This window comes from Porphyromonas uenonis 60-3 (assembly GCF_000174775.1).
GTDB classification, from domain to species: domain Bacteria; phylum Bacteroidota; class Bacteroidia; order Bacteroidales; family Porphyromonadaceae; genus Porphyromonas; species Porphyromonas uenonis_A.
In genome coordinates this window covers 1-642 of record NZ_ACLR01000193.1, presented here as the reverse complement: position 1 = coordinate 642, position 642 = coordinate 1, and the positions used below count along the sequence as shown (strand labels likewise).

At 53.7% G+C, this 642-nt stretch carries 1 protein-coding gene; it reads right to left on the bottom strand.

All coding sequences use genetic code 11. The features are described 5' to 3' along the window. Positions 1–642, bottom strand: a 642-nt coding sequence (locus tag PORUE0001_RS10965; protein ID WP_007365920.1) for an InlB B-repeat-containing protein, incomplete at both ends; no start/stop codon positions are given.

Genomic DNA, 642 nt, shown 5'->3' with positions numbered 1-642 from the left:
GGTCGCCTTGACGGTTAGGTTGCCAGTCACGACTACCTTCTTGCTAGCTGTGATATCCGTACCACCAGCCGTAATGGATACAAGTTCGTAACCCGCAGCTGGAGTAGCGACAATCGTCAACTCCGTGCCGTAAGCCACAGCATTCAAACTGGTGGCACCTGTCGCAGTGATCGTACCCTCGCCCTCCTTGGTTAGAGAGACAGCAAAGTTATTCTTCGTAAGGTTGACCGTGATGGTGAGGTTGCCAGTCACAACTACCTTCTTAGTCGCTGTGATGTCCGTACCACCAGCCGTAATGGATACGAGTTCGTAACCCTCGGCAGGTGTAGCGTTGATGGTCAACTCTGTGCCGTAAGCGACTGAGTTGAGGTTGCTAGCACCCGTAGCGGAGATCGTACCCTCACCCTCCTTAGTCAGAGAGACGGCAAAGCTCTTCTTCGTGAAGGTTGCCTTGACGGTCAGGTTATCCTTGACAACGATCTTCTTCGTTGCGAGGATATCCGTGCCATTGGCAGTAAGAGCAGTAAGCTCGTAGCCTTCGGCAGGAGTAGCGCTGATCGTCAACTCGGTGCCGTAAGCGACTGAGTTGAGGTTGCTAGCACCCGTAGCGGTAATCGCACCCTCACCCTCCTTGGTCAGAGA